Origin of the sequence: Thermoactinomyces mirandus (assembly GCF_013868055.1) — a bacterium.
Taxonomy (GTDB): Bacteria; Bacillota; Bacilli; order Thermoactinomycetales; family Thermoactinomycetaceae; genus Thermoactinomyces; species Thermoactinomyces mirandus.
In genome coordinates this window covers 1-1382 of record NZ_JACEOL010000096.1, presented here as the reverse complement: position 1 = coordinate 1382, position 1382 = coordinate 1, and the positions used below count along the sequence as shown (strand labels likewise).

Sequence of the window (1382 nt, the reverse complement as noted above, 5' to 3'; positions counted from 1 at the left end):
GCTTCTTTTAGCTCTTTTTCCAGTTCACCTTCTTTATTAGATGGACCATTGGACAAGGCAGATAGCCCACCTTGAATAAAGGATTCTCGCCACTTGTAATATTGCGGTTGTAATATTCCGTATTCTCTGCATACAGCAGAGATATTTGCTCCTGGTGTCATTCCGGCTAACACAATCTCCATTTTTTGTTTAGCTGTCCATTTTCTCCTTCCCATTAAAACGACCCCTTTCTTCTTCCTCAATTATAACTTAAACTTTGTCTGGAAGATTATGGGGTCATTATAAATCCATATATAAAACAAGTCCGTTTTTTTTATTAGTTCAAAACACTTGTTTACTATTCCATAGTAATTCCCCGATTCTTGATCAAGTCCGAAATTGTGTGTAAATTTCCTCGGTCAGAAAAATTGGAACTTTAACCAATGCGAGTGACCTTGGATTGCGGCTTTTCATTGGTTTTTCGCCACTCCAGGTATTCAGACATGTCGAGATATCTTCTGCCACTGGCCCATTTTTCGTCGATTTCCATCAGAAGGGCACCCATAAGGCGCAGCGCCGAAGCACGGTTCGGGAAGATCCGAATCACTCGCTCGCGACGTCTCACTTCCTCATTGAGCCGTTCCAGGTTGTTGGTCGTACGAAGACGTTTTCTGTACTTTTCCGGAAGAGACAATACGGCTGTAGTATCGTCAAAGCCAGCCTCCAAAATGGCCATCGCTTTTGGAGCTTTTGTTTCAAAATCCTCCGGAATCCGGTTTGCCAGAATATGAGCAGTCTCAGGATCTGGAGCGTCCAAGCATGCCCGTATACGGGCATGCAATTTAGCACGCAGGGCTTTCGGCGTAGCATCCAGCAGTTCCTCAAAAAATGCGTCTGGCATTGTTGCCAGATTACGCCTTGAAAATGCTGGCGAATCGCTCGGATCAAGCCGGCATGGTGGTCTGAAACCACCAAGTCCACCCCACAAAGTCCACGGCTTTTCAAACAGCTGAAAAACTCACTCCAACTCGCCTCAGACTCACTATCCCCCAGCATCAAGCCAAGGACTTCCCGGTATCCTTCTTCGTTAATGCCAATCGCCATGAGAGCGTCTCGAGCGCGCACTTATATGGACTTAACTGTTTTTTGATAGAGAATATTTATTTGTAAATTGTTTTCTGAAAACATGTCGGACTTTGAGAGAGTTAAAACCCTTTCAAAGTCCGACGGCACTCGCTACCATCCTTATAACTAAAGTTAGGGGTTTTCTTACTCGCAAGGATTTAAAAAACGGCTAAAGGGAAAACCAGAGACCCGTAACGAAAATATTCCGGAGGTTCCTGTTATATGAAAACCCCTTTTTATCGTTGGATCATTGTCCTCCTGATTGCAGTGGCGGGATT

The 1382-nt window shown here is 44.4% G+C and carries 1 protein-coding gene and 1 pseudogene; both read right to left on the bottom strand.

What is annotated here, in order from left to right; genetic code table 11:
* The coding region (locus tag H2C83_RS17270; protein ID WP_181742403.1) for a transposase at positions 1 to 215 on the bottom strand (215 nt) is incomplete at its 3' end.
* A 200-nt stretch (positions 216 to 415) separates the two neighbouring features.
* Positions 416 to 1104: pseudogene (locus tag H2C83_RS17265) on the bottom strand (IS256 family transposase); the annotation flags it as partial.
* Positions 1105 to 1382 lie beyond the last annotated feature (278 nt).